The organism is Tatumella sp. UBA2305, from assembly GCF_002345795.1.
GTDB lineage: Bacteria > Pseudomonadota > Gammaproteobacteria > Enterobacterales > Enterobacteriaceae > Tatumella > Tatumella morbirosei.
On the sequence record NZ_DDVT01000021.1, the window covers coordinates 46,525 to 64,337 of the forward strand.

Sequence of the window (17,813 nt, forward strand, 5' to 3'; positions counted from 1 at the left end):
ATTCTGTCGCTTTCGGACCAGCTTCCGCTGATGACTGACTGTCGGTTAACAGATTAGCGTTAGCGGATAATGACCTGAGGGTCGCTTTACGCTATCCATTTTCATTCGCCTCAGTCGTGCCAGCCACCTGCTGCTGGCTGCGATCTGAATCACAGAAACCGCTGCGCCGGTCGCCTTCAGAAACCGTTCAATGCCTCCGGCAACCGCTCTCTGCGTCATATCACCACTTAGTCATTTTTCTTCCCGCCTCTCACGAAAAATCGTCAGGATAGAGTCACCGGGAAAGGAGGTTCCGGTGCCAGCTATCTGGCGTCTTCAATACGTGACCCCTGTCACCCTATAATTCAATATAAAACAGCAGGTTAAATATGGATAAACACAAAATACTCAGGCACGTTCCCTGGGTTCTCTTAGGGATTGTTGGTGCTTTTTGCCTTGGCGTGCTGGCATTACGGCGGGGTGAGCATATCAGTGCCATGTGGCTGGTCGTTGCCTCGGTGTCGGTCTATCTGGTGGCCTATCGCTACTACAGTCTGTATATCGCGCAGAAAGTGATGCAGCTCGACCCTGGCCGGGCCACCCCGGCAGTACTGAATAACGACGGGCTGAACTATGTTCCGACCAACCGCTATGTGCTGTTTGGCCACCATTTTGCCGCCATTGCCGGAGCGGGCCCGTTAGTCGGCCCGGTTCTGGCCGCCCAGATGGGTTACCTGCCAGGCACTTTGTGGTTGCTGGCCGGGGTGGTACTGGCCGGGGCAGTGCAGGACTTTATGGTGCTGTTTCTCTCGTCACGACGTAACGGTGAGTCACTCGGTGAGATGATTAAGCAGGAGATGGGACGGGTGCCGGGGACTATCGCCCTGTTCGGCTGCTTCCTGATCATGATTATTATCCTCGCGGTACTGGCGCTGATTGTGGTGAAAGCCCTGGCAGAAAGCCCGTGGGGCGTGTTCACGGTCTGTTCGACCATTCCTATCGCGCTGCTGATGGGGATATATATGCGTTATCTGCGGCCAGGTCGGGTATTGGAAGTTTCGCTAATTGGCCTGGTGTTGCTGCTGCTTTCCATCTGGTTTGGCGGAGTAATTGCCGGTGATCCCTACTGGGGACCGGCCCTGACCTTTAAAGACACCACCATTACTTTTGCGCTGATTGGCTATGCGTTTATCTCGGCACTGCTTCCGGTATGGTTAATCCTCGCTCCCCGCGATTATCTGGCTACCTTCCTGAAAATCGGCGTCATCGTCGGGCTGGCTATCGGCATTGTAATCCTCAATCCGGATCTGAAAATGCCGGCCCTTACCCCGTTTATTGATGGGACCGGCCCGTTATGGAAAGGCGCACTGTTCCCGTTCCTGTTTATTACCATTGCCTGTGGTGCGGTATCAGGTTTCCATGCACTGATTGCTTCCGGGACCACCCCAAAATTACTGGCAAACGAGAAGGATGCACGCTTTATCGGCTATGGTGCGATGCTGATGGAATCATTTGTCGCCGTGATGGCACTGGTCGCCGCCTCGATTATTGAACCCGGCCTCTATTTCGCCATGAATACCCCGCCAGCGACGCTTGGGATCACAATGCCCAATCTGTCTGAGCTGGGTGGAACGAATGCCCCAATGATTATGGCGCAACTCAAAGACGTGACCGCCCAGGCGGCAGCCACCGTCAGTAGCTGGGGTTTTGTGATTTCGCCGGAACAGGTGATGCAGACCGCCAGTAATATCGGCGAGCCTTCGTTGCTTAACCGTGCCGGTGGGGCACCGACCCTGGCGGTGGGGATTGCCGATGTATTCCACAAAATTATGCCGCTGGCAGATATGGGATTCTGGTATCACTTCGGTATCCTGTTCGAAGCGTTGTTTATCCTGACGGCGCTGGATGCCGGTACCCGGTCAGGACGCTTTATGTTGCAGGATCTGCTGGGTAATTTTGTGCCGTTCCTGAAAAAGACCAACTCCTTGCCGGCCTCAGTTGTGGGTACGGCCGGTTGTGTCGGGTTATGGGGCTATCTGCTGTACCAGGGAGTGGTCGATCCGTTGGGTGGCGTCAAAAGCTTGTGGCCGTTGTTCGGTATCTCAAACCAGATGCTGGCCGCGGTGGCGCTGACGCTGGGTGCGGTGGTACTGGTTAAGATGAAACGCAGCCGTTACCTCTGGGTACCGATGATTCCGGCTGTCTGGCTGATTATCTGCACCACCTGGGCATTAGGATTGAAACTGTTCAGTAACAATCCGCAAATGGAAGGTTTTTTCTATATGGCGAAAACTTATCAGGCGCGGATTGATGCCGGTACCAGTCTGACCCCGGACCAGATCACTAATATGCAGCATATCGTGGTCAATAATTACACCAATGCTGTGCTGAGCATCCTGTTCCTGGTGGTGGTCTACAGTATCCTGATATACGGAATAAAAATCTGGCGCGAAGCGGGAAAAAATCCGCAGCGCACAGACAAAGAGACCCCTTATGTGCCGGTGCCGGAAGGTGGGGTAAAAACCTCCTCCGGTCACTAAAAACGCCAGGGCTGTCAGACAAGGCAGCCCTGCCCCGACAGGAGCCATTATGTTTGGAAAGGCCGGTTCGGCATCAAAATATCTGGGTCAGGCCGCACGTATGCTGGTTGGCCTGCCGGATTATGACAACTACGCAGAGCATATGCGGATTAACCATCCGGACCAACCGGTGATGAGCTATGAGGAGTTCTTTCGTGAACGCCAACAGGCCCGCTACGTTGGCGATGGTAAAGGAGGTATGCGTTGCTGTTGAAGGAGAATAACGGATGACACCGGTCACAGTCACATTGTTGAGTGGTTTCCTCGGGGCCGGGAAAACCACCCTGCTGAACAGCATTCTGCAGACCGAACACGGAATGCGGATTGCCGTTATCGAGAATGAGTTTGCCGAAGCCGACATCGACCGGCAAATCATTGGTGATCGCGCCAGCCAAATCACGACACTGGCCAATGGCTGTATCTGTTGCAGCCGCGCCAGTGAGCTGGAAAGTACACTGCTGGAGCTGCTGGATTCCCGCCAGTCGGGGGCGCTGAATTTCGACCGGCTAATCATCGAGTCCACCGGCATGGCCGACCCCGGCCCGGTGATCCGCACTTTCTTCAGTCATCCCCGGCTGGCGGAAGAATATCAGCTGGATGGTGTGATAACCCTGGTGGATGCAGTTCATGCCAAGCAGCAACTGGATAACTACAGCGTGGCTCAGTCACAGATAGGTTACGCTGACCAGCTGTTGCTCAGTAAAACCGATATCGCCCCGGATACGTCTGCCCTGACCGAACGTCTGCAACGGATTAATGCCCGTGCCCCGATTGTCCGGGTGGTGAATGGGGATACCGATATCCGTTCGTTGTTTGATTTACGGGGATTTATGCTGGAACCCGCCACTGCGCCGGCGGTGCAGTACCGTTTTGTGCCGGATACCCATGACAGGGTCAGATCACTGACACTCACTCTCAATTACCCGCTGGAGCTTGATGCACTTTCTGCGGTGATGGAATCCCTGCTGCTACGCTTTGCAGACAACCTGTTGCGCTATAAAGGCATGCTGTGGGTAGGCGGTGAAACTCACCGCCTGCTGTTTCAGGGCGTGCAACGGCTGTACAGTTCCGGCTGGGACCGTGCCTGGCAGCATGATGAAATTCCTGCCAGTACCCTGATTTTTATCGGTGTTGATCTGCCGGAACAGGAAATCCGCCAGGCCTTCGAAGCGTTGCGGCCGGATAATTTATAGCCCCAGCGTCTCTTTAATGCGTTTCAGATAACGGCGGCTGACCGGCACGGTCTGGCCGCTTTTCATCCGCAGTTCCCCCTGACCATTTTCCTCCATGCGGATCTCGCGCAGCTGATCCATATTGATCATATGCTGACGGTGGCAACGTAACAGAGGAGTCCGCTGTTCCAGCGTCCGCAGGGTCAGCTCAGTCGCACCCTCCTGCCCTGCACTGCTGGTGACAAATACCCCGCCGATACGGCTGCTGACACAGGCTACCTCCTCCATCGGCAACAGCCAGATGCGATTCTGTCCGTTGCACGGAATATATTTCAGTGGTGTCTGCAACACCGGCAGACAGGTCAGATCCTGGGGATCACTGACCTGGCGCAGCCGTTTCAGGCATTTTTCCAGCCGGGCCGGATCGGTAGGTTTCAGCAGATAATCAAAGGCGTCTTCATCGAAAGCCTGCAGGGCATACTCATCAAAGGCCGTCAGGAAGACAATATGTGGCCTCTGCTGTGGGTCCAGCATTCCGACCATCTCCAGCCCGCTGATGCGCGGCATCTGAATATCCAGAAACACCACCTGCGGCCGCAGCCGGTTAATCGCCGCCATCCCCTCAATGGCATTGGCAGCTTCGCCGGTAATCACAATATCGTCGTACTGCTGTAATAACAGCCGGAGATTTTCCCGCGCCAGTGGCTCATCATCAACAATCAGTACCTCCATTATCTTTGCTCCTCCGTGGGTAGCCGGATAACCACCCGGGTATAGTGGTCGGTTTGATAATCAACACTCAGCCCACAATCATCTCCAAAGCGCGCCCGTAACCGTCGGTCCACCAGACTCATTCCCATTCCTTGTCCTTTACCGGCCAGTGGCACAAACAGTCCTGCATTATCCTGCACCGAAACCTCCAGATATTGCTGGTGCTGACAGGCAGATATCGTGATTTCACCTGTGCCGAGTAACTGCGAAGTCCCGTGCTTAATCGCATTTTCCACCAGCGGTTGCAGAGTGAATGCCGGTAGCCGGTAATGCCGCAGAGCCTCAGGGATCTGTAAGTCCACTTTCAGCCGGGACTGAAATCGTGCCTGTTCTATTTGCAGATAGGCATTCACATGTTCCAGTTCATCTTCCAGCGTAGCCATCTCAGAAGAACGCTTAAGATTTTTGCGGAAAAAAGTGGAGAGATACTGCACCAACTGCCCGGCACGCTGGCTGTCATTACGGATCACGGCCTGCAGTGTATTCAGTGCATTAAACAGAAAATGGGGGTTCACCTGAGCATGTAGCAGTTTTATTTCAGACTGTGCCAGCAGGGCTTTTTGCCGTTCATACTGCCCTGCCAGAATTTGTGCAGACAGCAGACGGGCAATCCCCTCACCCAGGGTCCGGTTAATCGAACTGAACAACCGGTTCTTCGCCTCATACAGTTTAATGGTGCCTATCACCCGCTGATTTTCACCATGCAGCGGGATCACCAGCGTGGATCCCAGCTTACAGGCCGGATTAACCGAACAGCAGTAGGGCACTTCATTCCCGTCCGCATAGACCACTTCACCGCTGTTAATCGCCCGTTGGGTGTAGTGAGAAGAGACCGGTTTGCCGGCAATATGGTGATCATCACCAATACCGGTAAACGCCAGCAGCTTATGACAGTCAGTAATCGCCACCGCGCCGATATCCAGTTCCCGGTGCAGCACCTGAGCGACCTTCAGGCTGTTTTCCTGATTAAAACCCTGGCGCAATATGCCCTCGGTGGCGGCCGCCACCCGCAATGCAGTAGCCGAAAACGTCGAGGTATAGCGGGCGAACATTTCCCGTTTATCCAGCAATATCCGCATAAACAGCGCAGCGCCCAGGGTATTGGTAATAATCATCGGGGCCGCAATATGGCTGACCAGACGGCTGGCTTCGGGATAGGGCCTCGCAATCAACAGAATAATCACCATCTGCAGTGCTTCGGCCAGTAAAGTGACAGCTCCGGCCGTCAGTGGACTAAAGATTTTATCGGCACGGCCCCGCCGCAACAGCAGGCTGTGGACGATACCTCCCAACAGCCCCTCGGCAATGGTCGAGAGCATACAACTGAAGGCGGTGATACCGCCCAGCGAGTAGCGGTGCAATCCGCCGGTAAGCCCGACCAGACCGCCCACCGCCGGCCCGCCCAGCAAACCGCCCATCACCGCCCCAATCGCGCGGGTATTGGCAATCGAATCGTCAATATGCAGCCCGAAATAGCTGCCAAGAATACAGAACACCGAAAAAGTGATGTAACACAGCAGCTTATGGGGGAGCCTGACCGTCACCTGCATCAACGGAATAAACAATCGCGTCTTGCTCATCAGCCAGGCAATCACCAGAAACACACACATCTGCTGCAGCAACTGCAACACTAAGCGAAAATCATACATTGCGGGTGCCCCGGGCCATCTTAAAACCCGCAGCATAGCCGGTTCCGGCCGGAATTTCTTTGAAACAACCCCGAAAACCGTTGTCCGGCGAAGGATAACTGTCAGACGCCCGGGACGTCGGTAGCAAGATTGCCTGATATTTCCGGTATATCCGCCACTACAGTGCGAAAACTGTTCCGTTTCCCGACTTTTTTCAGATTCTGGAGGGATTTACACAGGGTCAGTAACACTTAGCAGTTCAGTGAGTTACATTTTAAAATCACGATATACTAAGGGCAGTCACGGGCAGCGACCGACCGGGTTAATTTTTGGCGTAATCTCAGGAACCTTCTTCTACCCTGAGAAACATGAGTATGGGAATTAATCTGGCTACCCGGCGGTATTTTACCTGACTGCCTGTTGGTATTTCTCGCGGGCATCTCCAACTGAAAATGGCGGCCAGCCGCTGGCTGATTTGACCGGCAGCCCAGTGCCTGGAGCGGAAGTTGCTGGCAATAGCATATGTTGATCAACGGAGACAGGACTAAGCGCCAATCGCGAAACTCATTTTAACAAGTGTCCATCAACCTTCTATTAACAAAGATTGATTAACTACTTTATATAACTTTATAGCCCTGGCAGAAACATTATTATAGCACGGTAAACATCTACCGAATATCGAATAAAAAACTCAGCGATTATTCTGAGTTTTTTGGATATCAAATCTACGTATTAAGTACTGTTACTTTCTATGCTTTTCTTTGAAATGCATTTCCACATCCTCAAGACTCATTCCTTTTGTTTCAGGAACGTAAAAGCTGAAAATTGAAAATACAACTCAAATTGCAGAGAACAGCCAAAATGTAGCTGAAACTCCAGGCTCATTCAACATTGGCAACGATACAAGAGCAATAACCAGGTTTGTCGCAAAAATAATAAAAATTGAGAGACTCGTTACTTTAGCTCTGGCCCGGAGAGGTGATATTTCCGAAATAATCAAGAATCCTGGCATACCCGGACTAATGGCATAAATAACGATATAGAAAACCAGCGATCCAGGTGCAAGCCATCCGCTACCCTCAAAAGCTGGTATTGAAAACAGCACTGCCAGAATAGTTAAAGTTACCGTCATGTCTATAATTCACCGGCCAGTTTTTATAGCGGATGGATCTACCGGAGCTGGAATAATCGTAGATTAATGAGGGGAAGAACAGTCTTATTAATCTGATTAGTTTTTCTTGATATTAATCCTTATATTATTTTTCATGGTGTATAGTATCCATTCAAAATAAACAGAACGCTAAAGAAGTTAATTGAAAATATTGATATTTATCTGAATAGATTAGCATTACAGAAGAAATAAATTAATGATTGGCATGAGTTAAAGCTTCACAATCCTCGTGTATTATTTAAATAACAAGATAAACACATTAACCCTAACGGGTAATTTATCACAACTTTTATTATGCGATACAGACAACATCAAATAAAATTAGTGATCTTTAAAAATTGTGCTGCATCATCCTGCCCGACACCGGTGAATTTACTTCATCCACAATGTCTAATTTTTCTTAGTTATTCAGGTTCATCCAAAATTTTTTTGGCCTGATGATCCTTAACCTTCATTTTTAATCTGGATTGATTAATTTTTTCTCTGGTACTTTCAATTCAGATTTACAGATAACTCCCTCACCACCTGATGAATATATATTTTCATCAATCGCTCATATATCTCTCAAATAAAAATAATATCAGAGCATGATTTAATATTATAGTTCAAGGCGTAAAACGTTATAACCAGACTATGACAAGCGCAAGAGGAACGGCTATTCTTAATAAAAACAAACGGTAGTATAACTTACCCATGCTGACTTTGATATTTTTCACTGGTAATTATAAAACTCAGAACTGTGCATATGTCTTAATAGTTAACAATCCGGTTTAAAAGGAGGTTACTACTATATTAACAAGCAGTACCTGTGCCAGAAAATTCACGGTTAATAAAATGTTAACCAACGATGCACTTACCAGACACTATAGATTGTTACGATTAATTATTTGTTTTTTTAGATTATTCCATCATTCTTACATGAGCACTTGTCGCTAATCTATAGGTCATATAATATGACATCTTAATCTTTAGGTTGATACTGAGCAAAACTTATGAATTTAGAAAAGAGATTCCTTTCCCTCAGGGACTTTGAGAACTATGCAAAACGCAAGCTTCCAAAACCATTATATGCATATGTATCGGGTGGCGTAGAGGATAATATATCACTTAAAAATAACCTAAAAAGTTTCAGCGAAATTTCATTGATTCCTGAATTTATGAATGATGTCTCGAAAAGAAGTACCGAAACAAAAATATTTGGGCACACATATGCATCTCCGGTAGGTATCGCACCAATGGGAATCGTTGCACTTTCCGGTTACCAGGGAGATTTGGCAATGGCCGAGGCTGCAAAGTCGCAGAACGTTCCTTTTATTCTCAGTGGGTCTTCGCTTACCCGCATGGAAGAAATTGCTGAAGCAAATGAAAATACCTGGTTTCAGGCATATTTGCCAAAGACAAATGAACAAATTGAGCTCCTTATAAAAAGAGTCCACAACGCGCACATCAGGCATCTCGTTATCACCGTAGATGTATGTCTTCCTGCTAACCGGGAAAATAATATTCGCGCTGGGTTCTCAACGCCATTCAGGCCGAGCTTCAGACTTGCCTGTGAAGGAATAACGCATCCTTCATGGCTGGTGGGGACATTGATAAAAACTATTTTGACCTCTGGCCCACTTTACTTTGAAAACAATAATGCCACCAGGGGCGCTCCGCTTTTTTCCCATACTGCAGTGCGTGATTTTAGTGGTCGAAGCCATCTCACATGGCAGCACATCGAATTAATCAGGAACCAATGGAAGGGTCCTTTGATCATTAAGGGTATTTTGAGTCAGGCTGATGCTGTCAGGTGCCGTGAAATTGGCGTTGACGGAGTCATTGTTTCTAATCATGGTGGCAGACAATTGGATACAGCTGTTTCTCCCGTTCACGTACTTCAGAAAATTAAATCCTGTAGTGATAATATGGTTGTCATGTCTGACAGTGGTATTCGGCGGGGGACTGACATCATAAAGTCGTTAGCTATGGGATCACAGTTGTGTTTTATTGGCAGACCATTTAATTACGCTTGCACCGTTGGTGGAAAGAATGCGGTAGAACATGCTATAAAGCTTATTGCCAGTGAAGTCAATCGTGACTTAGGAATGCTGGGGCTGACTTCAACTGAAAGTGTGAGCATGAATAATATTTACAGACGTGATAATCAAATGTGAAATTTAGCTGTCAGGTTCTTCATATAAAAACCGACGTTTTTTATGTTTAATTATTTTATACGCCACCGGGTATGGAACTGGTTATCTCCAGCCAGTTCTAAATTATTAATAGAATATACCATCATTAAAAATATTCATATTCATTAACCATAACATTTCTGAAATTTACCTATTTTACTATTTACTCCATATTAACCCGTTCTGCTGATCGTTTGTCCGCTTAATCTTCACCTAACCAACAAGCGAGTTACCTTGTTATGAACACATCAGGTCTGATACTTAGATTTTTTTCGTTCTTTGGATGATATATTATCATATCGCGCCTCGACTGGTGTCAGCATTATATGAAAATATATGAGGTAAGTTAACGCAGGAAAGAGCAAAAAAAACATAGTGAACATAAGTGATATCACAGATACTCTGATCGACATAACTTCATTGCAGACAGCGCCGACCGGAATGCTGCAACTGAACGTCCCCCACCCTGCGGCAAGATTATTGCTGGCAACTGTATGAGCGGGGTTTACAGAAAAGTATCCACAGATGCCCGGGATATTCCTGCCCTCGCTGGCATGCTCTGTAATAATGCCGCCACCCATATCAGGATATTTTCCCTAACAGCCAGACCGTTTGATGCTATCTCCGCAAACATCAGTTATGGTAAAGCTTACCCCACCTGTTGCTTAAACTACGGAGCACTTATGCAATACCCTGCGTCAGAACTGGTTCATATTGCGGCGTTTTCAGATGCCGGACAAGGCGGTAACCCGGCGGGAGTCTGGATGGGAAGTCAGTTCCCTGCCGATAAAGAGATGCAGAAAATTGCCGCAGGTGTGGGGTTTTCAGAAACCGCCTTTGCCGTACCGCTCGATGACACCCATAAACTGTGGCGGGTACGCTATTTTTCCCCGGAGGCTGAAGTGCCGTTTTGCGGTCACGCCACTATTGCGACCACTACCGCCATCGCCAGGCGTTATGGTGGCGGGGATTATCAGTTTCAGCTCAACCTGACCAGTATTCCGGTCTCGGCACAGCCCGATGAATCCGGTAACTGGCAGGCCACGTTGCTTTCCCCGCCGACCCACAGTCAGCCGGTTGACCCGTCTCTGGTGGATCAGGCACTGCAACTGTTTGGCTATAGCCGTGAAGATTTAGATCAGCGTATCCCCCCTGCCCGCATTCACGGCGGTGCCGACCACCTGATACTGACACTAAAACACCGCAGTCAGTTAGCCGCGATGCATTATTCGCAGGCAGAAGGCGGAGTATTGATGAGGGATAACGGCTGGGTCACTATCCTGCTGGTGGTGGCAGAGGACGAGCAACACTTTCATACCCGTAATCCGTTTGCTTACGGCGGGGTTTATGAAGATCCGGCCACCGGGGCGGCCTCAGCCGCCTTTGCCGGTTATCTGCGGGATATCGGCTGGCCGCACCACGGGGAAATTGAGATTATCCAGGGCGAGGATATGGGAATACGCTCACGGATTATTGCGAAGATCACCGAACAGCCAGGCAGCCCGATTGCCGTATCCGGCCAGGCACGGCTGATGGAGTAACAACATTAGTCCGGCCGGAGTCGCAGCGCCACACTATTCTGTCGCGCGGCTGCCCCGGCCGGTGCCTGATCAATTCAGGCGCGAAATCGCCTCAGCCAGACGCTGGCAGGCCGTTTCCAGCACCGCGCTGTCCACCGCATAAGCAATTCGCAGATACCCCGGGGTACCGAACGCCGAACCGTGGATCACAGCGACCTGTGCCTCAGACAGCAACCAGCTCGCCAGCGCCAGATCATCAGAGATCACCTCCCCCTGCGGGGTACGGCGGCCCAGTAATTCACGGCAATTGACGAACAGATAAAACGCCCCCTGTGGTGCACTGGCCGACAAACCGTCGGTATCACTGGCCAGTTGCAGTACCCGCTGGCGGTGTTTATCCAGAACACTTAACCAGCCAGGCAGAAAATCCGCAGGCTGATTGAGTGCCACTACCGCAGCAGCCTGAGAAATGGATGACGGATTAGAGGTACTCTGCGATTGTAGCGTCTGCATGGCAGCAATCAGCCATTCCGGCCCGGCGGCATAGCCGAGCCGCCAGCCGGTCATGGCATGGCTTTTTGAAACACCGTTGACCGTCAGTGTTCTGTCCGCCAGTTCCGGTGCCACCCGGGCAAAGGTATTAAACGCAATGCCGTCATAACGTAATGGCTCATAAATATCATCTGCCATAATCAACACCTGCGGATAATCAGCCAGTACCGCCGCCAGCGCCTGTAACTCTGTTGCGGTATAGACCGCTCCGGTTGGGTTGCCCGGCGAATTAAGGATGATCCAGCGGGTCTGCGGAGTCAGTGCCGCTTTCAGCGTTTCCGGCTGTAGCTTCCAGCCGTGCTGTTCTTCACAGGGCACAATCACCGGCTCACCTTCCGCCAGCGTGACCATATCGGGATAGGATACCCAGTAAGGGGCCGGAATTATCACCTGCTGTCCCGCATCGACGGTGGCCAGCAGCGCATTAAAAATCAGCTGCTTAGCCCCGCTACCGGCAATGATCTGTGAGTGGCGGTAATTCAGCTGGTTATCGCGGAGAAATTTAGCCGCAATCGCCTGTTTCAGCACGGCGGTACCGGCCACGGCGGTATATTTGGTCTGATGGCTGATAATTGCCTCAATACCGGCATAACTGATGGCTGGCGGAGTGGCAAAATCCAGCTCCCCTTCGCCCAGATTGATCACTGGCAGGCCTTCGGCCTCCAGACTCCTGACCTGGTCGGAAATAGTGGCGGTGGGAGAAGGACGAACCCTTTGCATTCTCCGCGCGGTCTGATGAGTATTCATAAATCCTCTTTGTATAATTTGATTCAAACAATACAATTATCCTCCCAAAACTACAGCAGGATAGATGCCGTGTTACCGTTCTTCATACTCGATGACTCACCGTTCCCGGCCTGCTTTGGCGTCACTGCCAGCCTGTGGGCCAACCAGTTAAACCTGCCGCTGTGGAGCCTGCGCCCGGCGTTTGAACAGCCGTTTGCCGACAGCCATCAGCATGTGATTTCGGCCGGGTATTGCGTGACCAGTGGTCTGTACCGCAGCAACACCTTGCAGCAGGAAGTCACCGATATCGCACAACTGCCGGACCGGGATGCCGTGATTGTGCTGGCCGCCTCGCAGGAGGCGCTTATTGCTTCATTGCCCGGTCCCCGGCTGTACAGCCGTTACCGCCAGGGTGAGCTGAGCCTGGACGGCGCGCAACCGCCTCTGCATTGCTCAGCATCCGCCGACCGCTATGGCCGCTACGATGCAAAGCCTGCGAGCGCAGTGGCGGAATCAGCGCTGACCATCGCCATTGCCGGCCATGAAAAAGACCACCGTCAGGCCTATCCGGCGACACTTGCCGCGTTGGGTGACGCCGCCGATGCTCTGGGCCTGTCCCCGGATATCCGCTTTGTTCCGCCGGACAGTTTGTCATCTGAGCTCAGCGAATTAGCTCCGCTGTCCGGCATCATTCTGCCGGGTGGTTCATCGATGGCCGCCGTTATCGGGCAGATTCGCATTGCAGAGGCGACCCTGAACACTTCGCTGCCGGTGCTCGGACTGTGCCTCGGCATGCAGAGCATGGCCACCGCACTGGTCCGCCAGTCCGACGATTGCCGGCAGGCCATACTGGCGGAAGTCGACCCTGAGGCTGCGCTGCACAGTTTTATCCGCTTTGACGATGGCAGGCATCGCTGCGGTATTTTTCCGTTCAACACTGCTGACAATAGCTACCCGATGCATTACAACCATCGCTACCGGTTTAACCCTGCACTGACGGGTCCGCTGACGGCGGCTGGTGCCACCATCACTGCAGCCAGTGGCGATATTATCGAAGGCATTGCCCTGGCATTGGCGCCTTTCTGGCAGGGGGTGCAGGGTCATCCGGAATTACTGTCCCGGCCGGACGCCCCGCACCCGCTGTTTATCGCGTTTTTACAGGCTGCGGTTAACCGGCAAGGGTAACCCCGCTGCGTGGATCACTGGCCAGAGCTTTCATCACTCCGGTCAGTGCCTCGACAGCCTGTGCAGATACCGGCTGCAGAGGTGCCCTGACCGTTCCGCCATTAAAGCCACGCAGGGCCATCGCCGCTTTCACCAGCTGTGGCTGACCATGCTGACGTGCCAGTTGGCGGTAATCGAACCATAACTGATGCAGGTCGCGGGCGGTTGCCGCATCGCCCTGCTCCAGCGCACGGTAAGTCGCCAGAATTAATTCCGGTAACGCGCCGCTGTTAGTGGTGCTGATGCCGTCGAATCCGGCCATCATTGGACCGGTAAATGCCAGGTCCGAGGCACAGAACAGGCGCAGACGCCCTTTCAGACGGTTAGCAATCTGATCGATAGCGGTCGGGTTTAAATCACCCTGTTTTATGCCCACCACACCCGGGATATCGGCCAGTTTCTCCAGCAACGCCGGAGAGAGCGTAATTCCGATACCCGGCGCGTTATACACCAGGATACCGGTGACCGACAGTGGTGCCATTTCACGGAAGTAGTTGATAATCTGATCATCGGTAATTTCGCTGACGTAAGGCGCAGTCACCATCGGCAGCCCGCCCAGCTCACCGGCCAGGATAGTCAGGTCACGGGCATCGCGCGGATCGGAGCTGGCACTGCACAGCATGACCGGGATACGGTCCTGCACACATTCCATCACACGGACAAACAGTTCGCGCCGCTCTGCCAGTGACATCACCGGAAACTCACCGTAAGTGCCACCGATCAGGATGCCGTCATACCCCAGCCCGATCACCCGCTCAATGTTTTCGCACAGGGCGTTAAAGTCAGGTTCGCCCTGCGGGGTGAACGGAGTCACCGTGATGTTGAAAATGCCCTTCAGGCGTTCGCGACTTTCGTTAATATCTTTCATTTCTGTGCCTTACAATAAAGTTAATGGACGGGAGAGGCTGGCAAGCTGACGATAACCGTTTTCGGTGACCACCACGGTTTCACTCACCCCGACGGTAAATTCGCCATAAATACGCAGCGCAGGCGGAATATGGAAAGTCATACCCGGTTGCAGTTCTGTGGTAATGCCGCTGTACAGGCTCAGGATGCCGCCCTCGCCCCAGTCAGGCGCAAACGACACCCCGATGGAGTAACCGGTACGTTTTTTGAAGTTATCGGTGAAACCGGCACGGTCGATCACCCGCTGACAGGCATTATGCGGATCGGCACAGGTGGCTCCGGGACGAATCGCATCCAGTGCCGCCTGCAAGGCTTCCTGGCAGACCTTTTCCATTTCAATGGCAATCGCCGGAGGTTTGCCGATCCATGCAGAACGCATTAAGGCAGCGTGGTAGCGGTCATGGGATGCCGCCATTTCCAGAAATACCGGGTCGTTATCCTGCAATACCCGACGCCGCCAGGTGCCGTGAGGAATGCCGCTGCGCGGGCCGCTGGACATCAGCGGCTCCATGCCAACATATTCCGAACCGGCCGCAATCGCGCCGCCCATCATCGCCGACACCACTGCGTTTTCGTCCGCACCCTGGCGAATCGCGCTAATACCAGCCCGCATTCCCTCATCCACATAACGGGCAGCCTGCGAAATTTTTTCGATTTCTGCGGCCGATTTCACCGCCCGCAACGGTTCAATCACCCCGGCAGTATCCGCAATCTCACCCAGCTGACTTTGCAGAGCTTCATACACTGCAACCGGTAAGAACCAGCCACGCTTATCCAGCCCGATACGTTTGTTTATCCAGCCGCACTGACGGATTTTTTCCACCAGAAACTCCACCGGATTATCACCATCCTGATATACCGCGGCATCGCTGATAAAGGTGTTGGCAATAAAGTTGAAATACTCCAGCTGGCGAATCACAAATACCGGATCCCCTTCCACCGGCAGAATGAGCGCCTGAAAGGTGTAATAGCCCGGAGTCTGCTGACCGGTGAGCCAGAAGATATTTTCCGGCCCGGTGACAATCATCACCTCAACACCGGCCTTGCTGAGCCGCTCACGGGTTAGGCGAATACGTTGCTGATACTCCTCAGCCTGAAAGGCAGATTCGCTGCCCTGAATCACATTACCGGGTTTTTGCATCACTAAACTCCTGAAGTAAGGTTGCTGTTGTCATATCGAAGCGCACCCCCAGCCCGGGGATGTCAGAGGCCCGGATACGACCCTGTTGATAAGTTAATCCGCTGGCGGGATCGTCGGTTAATCCGTCAGCGCCATAGAGTTCGGCAAAGGCAGGTTGCAGCAGATAACAGAGCTGCAATGCCGCGGCGGTGGCTGCATGCCCCTCGTTCATCTGGCCAATCATAAACGGCACTCCTGCGGCCTTGAGCTGCCTTGCCGCAGACACCAGCGGGGCGATCCCCCCCAGTTTGACCAGCTTCAGATGGCCCCATAGCCGGCCTTCCGCCGCCACCAGCCGTTGCAGCGCCGCTTCGCTGTTCAGACTTTCGTCGAGCATCACCGGAATGCCATACTCCTGAAGCGCGGGCAGTTCAGCGTCCTGACTGGCCGCTAACGGTTGTTCGATATAGCTGAGTTGCAGTGGTTGCAGCCTGGCAAACGCCTGCCGGGCCTGCGGCAATGTCCACTGACCATTCACATCCACCGCCAGTGAAATCTGTTGACCGAAGGTGTCACGCAGCAGGGTTAAACGCGCCAGATCGGTGTCAAAATCGCTGATACCGACCCGCAGTTTTAACTGAGTAAATCCACGGCTGACGTACTGATGCGCCTGAGTTAACAGTTGTTGTTCACTGCCCCAGAACAGGGTCTGGTTAGTGCTGAATTCCACGTTACCGGCAGGGCCGCCCAGAAACTCAGCCAGGGTTTGCTGTTGGCTGCGGGCCAGAAAATCGTGGACCGCCATATCCAGCAGCATCCGGCCAGGCGCCAGCAGCGGGCTTTCCGGCCCGTGGATCGCGCTCAGCAATTCCTGACCGACCGGCAGATCCTGCCAGTCAGACAGTACCGGCAGCAGGTTAGTGATCACCTGTTCCGGGGTGTAACCGTGCAGATAACTGATATTCAGGCGCACTTCCCCCAGCCCGCACTGGCCCTGGTCTTCCAGGGTCAGCCACAGAGTGTCCAGCCCGCTGACCGGCCCGGAAGAGGCGGTATAGAGCGTGACGCCGGAATAGTGCAATTCGCCGCGCCATAAGCGGATTTTCACGATGCGTTCTCCGCAGGCAGCATCGCCAGGGCCACATCCAGGTAGATATAAGCAGCGGCGATAAACTCATCGACGGGGACAAATTCATCCGGCTTATGTGCCACCGCCAGGGCGCCCGGACCAATCACCACCCCTTTGGCCCCCAGTGAACGGAAGTGCACTAAATCACACCCGCCCTGGAAGCCGTACGGACCAGGATCTGTGTTGCCATGTTTCTGGCAGGCCGCCAGACTGTGTTGAACAATCGCTTCTTCGCTGTGGGTTTCGGTCGCGCCACCGGTGGTGGGCTGCCAGCCGATAATCTCCGCCTCGATGCCTTTTTGTTCACGGGCCTGGTCGAGTAACTGTTGAATTTCCTGACGTACCAGGTCTTCGTCTTCTCCCGGCACCATCCGCCGGTCAATCATCAGCTCACAGCTCTCAGGGATCACATTGTCGGCATGTCCGCCGTGAATACGGGTCACCGTCATGCTGGCATTACCGACCAGGGCATGACAGCGGCAGCGCACCTCCTGATGGTGGCTCTGTTCAATCATCTGTAACAGCTGTCCGGCCTTATACACCGCATTCACCCCCAGTTCAGGCGTTCCTGAATGGGCAGTCACCCCGTTGACCCGTACTTTCGGACGCAGGCTGCCTTTATGCGCCGAAAAGGTCGCATTCGAGGTGGGTTCACCAATCACCGCAAAGTCGATCGCGGGCGGCGCATCTTTCACATAGAATTTCGCCCCTTCACTGGCGGCTTCTTCATCGGCGGTGAATACCCCCATCAGGGTTCCGGACCATGTTTGCGGGGCAGCGGCCAGCATTCGCAGGGCCTCGACCATGGCCACTAATGGCCCTTTGGCATCACAGGAACCGCGACCATACAGCCGGCCATCGGTTTCGGTCAGGGTGAAAGGATCGGTGCTCCAGCCTTCTCCGGCCGGTACCGTGTCCAGGTGGGTATTAAAGGCAAAACAGGGGCCAGGGCCATTTTTCAGTACCGCGATCACGTTGGTCCGGCCCGGCGCATATTCACTGAAGGAGAGATCGAATCCCGCCTGCCGCAACCAGCCAGCCACACACTCCGCTGCTTCACGTTCATGGCCCGGCGGATTTTCGGTATTAATGGCGACCAGTGCCGCTAAATCCTGTTTCATCCGCCCACTGTCAGCCTGATAAGTACTCATAGTTGCTCCGT

The 17,813-nt window shown here is 52.6% G+C and carries 14 protein-coding genes; 6 read left to right on the forward strand and 8 right to left on the reverse strand.

Translation table 11 applies throughout. The features are described 5' to 3' along the window. Nucleotides 1-368: 368 nt before the first annotated feature. Genes B3Z23_RS14120 through yjiA form a run of 3 tightly spaced genes read left to right on the forward strand, consistent with a single transcriptional unit; the run spans nucleotide 369 to nucleotide 3,751 of the window. Entirely contained in the window at nucleotides 369-2,519 is a 2,151-nt protein-coding gene (locus B3Z23_RS14120) for a carbon starvation CstA family protein (protein ID WP_294911245.1), read from the forward strand. A 49-nt stretch (nucleotides 2,520-2,568) separates the two neighbouring features. After that, the gene (locus B3Z23_RS14125; RefSeq protein ID WP_294911246.1) at nucleotides 2,569-2,772 is read left to right on the forward strand and encodes a YbdD/YjiX family protein; all 204 of its coding nucleotides are present in this window, start codon (nucleotides 2,569-2,571) and stop codon (nucleotides 2,770-2,772) included. 13 nt (nucleotides 2,773-2,785) lie between these two features. Beyond that, nucleotides 2,786-3,751: a GTPase gene (gene yjiA, locus B3Z23_RS14130; RefSeq protein WP_294911249.1), complete on the forward strand. Its 966-nt coding sequence runs from the start codon at nucleotides 2,786-2,788 to the stop codon at nucleotides 3,749-3,751. Here the strand turns inward: yjiA and btsR are convergent. The 3 genes from btsR to B3Z23_RS14145 form a co-directional block, all read right to left on the reverse strand. Next, nucleotides 3,746-4,465, reverse strand: coding sequence for a two-component system response regulator BtsR (btsR, locus tag B3Z23_RS14135; RefSeq protein ID WP_294911907.1), 720 nt, complete (start codon nucleotides 4,463-4,465; stop codon nucleotides 3,746-3,748). The genes yjiA and btsR overlap by 6 nt on opposite strands. Beyond that, complete coding sequence (locus tag B3Z23_RS14140; protein ID WP_294911252.1) at nucleotides 4,462-6,150, reverse strand: sensor histidine kinase; 1,689 nt, start codon at nucleotides 6,148-6,150, stop codon at nucleotides 4,462-4,464. The genes btsR and B3Z23_RS14140 overlap by 4 nt, the downstream gene beginning before the upstream one ends. An 817-nt stretch (nucleotides 6,151-6,967) precedes the next feature. After that, entirely contained in the window at nucleotides 6,968-7,261 is a 294-nt protein-coding gene (locus tag B3Z23_RS14145) for an MFS transporter (protein WP_294911255.1), read from the reverse strand. Between the two features lie 1,031 nt (nucleotides 7,262-8,292). On the opposite strand from B3Z23_RS14145, the gene B3Z23_RS14150 reads away from it, so the two are divergent. After that, the gene (locus B3Z23_RS14150) at nucleotides 8,293-9,456 is read left to right on the forward strand and encodes an alpha-hydroxy acid oxidase (protein WP_294911257.1); all 1,164 of its coding nucleotides are present in this window, start codon (nucleotides 8,293-8,295) and stop codon (nucleotides 9,454-9,456) included. 701 nt (nucleotides 9,457-10,157) lie between these two features. Then, nucleotides 10,158-11,015: a PhzF family phenazine biosynthesis protein gene (locus tag B3Z23_RS14155; RefSeq protein ID WP_294911260.1), complete on the forward strand. Its 858-nt coding sequence runs from the start codon at nucleotides 10,158-10,160 to the stop codon at nucleotides 11,013-11,015. A 69-nt stretch (nucleotides 11,016-11,084) separates the two neighbouring features. Here the strand turns inward: B3Z23_RS14155 and B3Z23_RS14160 are convergent, their stop codons facing one another. After that, nucleotides 11,085-12,293 (reverse strand): pyridoxal phosphate-dependent aminotransferase, encoded by a 1,209-nt coding sequence (locus B3Z23_RS14160; RefSeq protein WP_294911263.1) that lies wholly within the window; start codon nucleotides 12,291-12,293, stop codon nucleotides 11,085-11,087. A 69-nt stretch (nucleotides 12,294-12,362) separates the two neighbouring features. Here B3Z23_RS14160 and B3Z23_RS14165 point away from each other — a divergent pair, with 69 nt between their 5' ends. Next, nucleotides 12,363-13,457, forward strand: coding sequence for a glutamine amidotransferase-related protein (locus B3Z23_RS14165; protein WP_294911265.1), 1,095 nt, complete (start codon nucleotides 12,363-12,365; stop codon nucleotides 13,455-13,457). Here the strand turns inward: B3Z23_RS14165 and B3Z23_RS14170 are convergent. The 4 genes from B3Z23_RS14170 to B3Z23_RS14185 are packed head-to-tail and all read right to left on the reverse strand — an operon-like array spanning nucleotide 13,441 to nucleotide 17,802. Continuing rightward, entirely contained in the window at nucleotides 13,441-14,364 is a 924-nt protein-coding gene (locus B3Z23_RS14170) for a dihydrodipicolinate synthase family protein (RefSeq protein ID WP_294911268.1), read from the reverse strand. The two genes, B3Z23_RS14165 and B3Z23_RS14170, sit on opposite strands and share 17 nt — an antisense overlap. A gap of 9 nt (nucleotides 14,365-14,373) precedes the next feature. Then, nucleotides 14,374-15,543 (reverse strand): M24 family metallopeptidase, encoded by a 1,170-nt coding sequence (locus tag B3Z23_RS14175; protein ID WP_294911270.1) that lies wholly within the window; start codon nucleotides 15,541-15,543, stop codon nucleotides 14,374-14,376. Next, the gene (locus tag B3Z23_RS14180; RefSeq protein ID WP_294911272.1) at nucleotides 15,527-16,630 is read right to left on the reverse strand and encodes a mandelate racemase/muconate lactonizing enzyme family protein; all 1,104 of its coding nucleotides are present in this window, start codon (nucleotides 16,628-16,630) and stop codon (nucleotides 15,527-15,529) included. Before B3Z23_RS14180 ends, B3Z23_RS14175 begins: the two co-directional genes overlap by 17 nt. Further along, on the reverse strand, nucleotides 16,627-17,802 hold the full coding sequence (locus tag B3Z23_RS14185) for a M20 family metallopeptidase (RefSeq protein WP_294911275.1): 1,176 nt from the start codon (nucleotides 17,800-17,802) through the stop codon (nucleotides 16,627-16,629). Before B3Z23_RS14185 ends, B3Z23_RS14180 begins: the two co-directional genes overlap by 4 nt. Nucleotides 17,803-17,813: the final 11 nt, after the last annotated feature.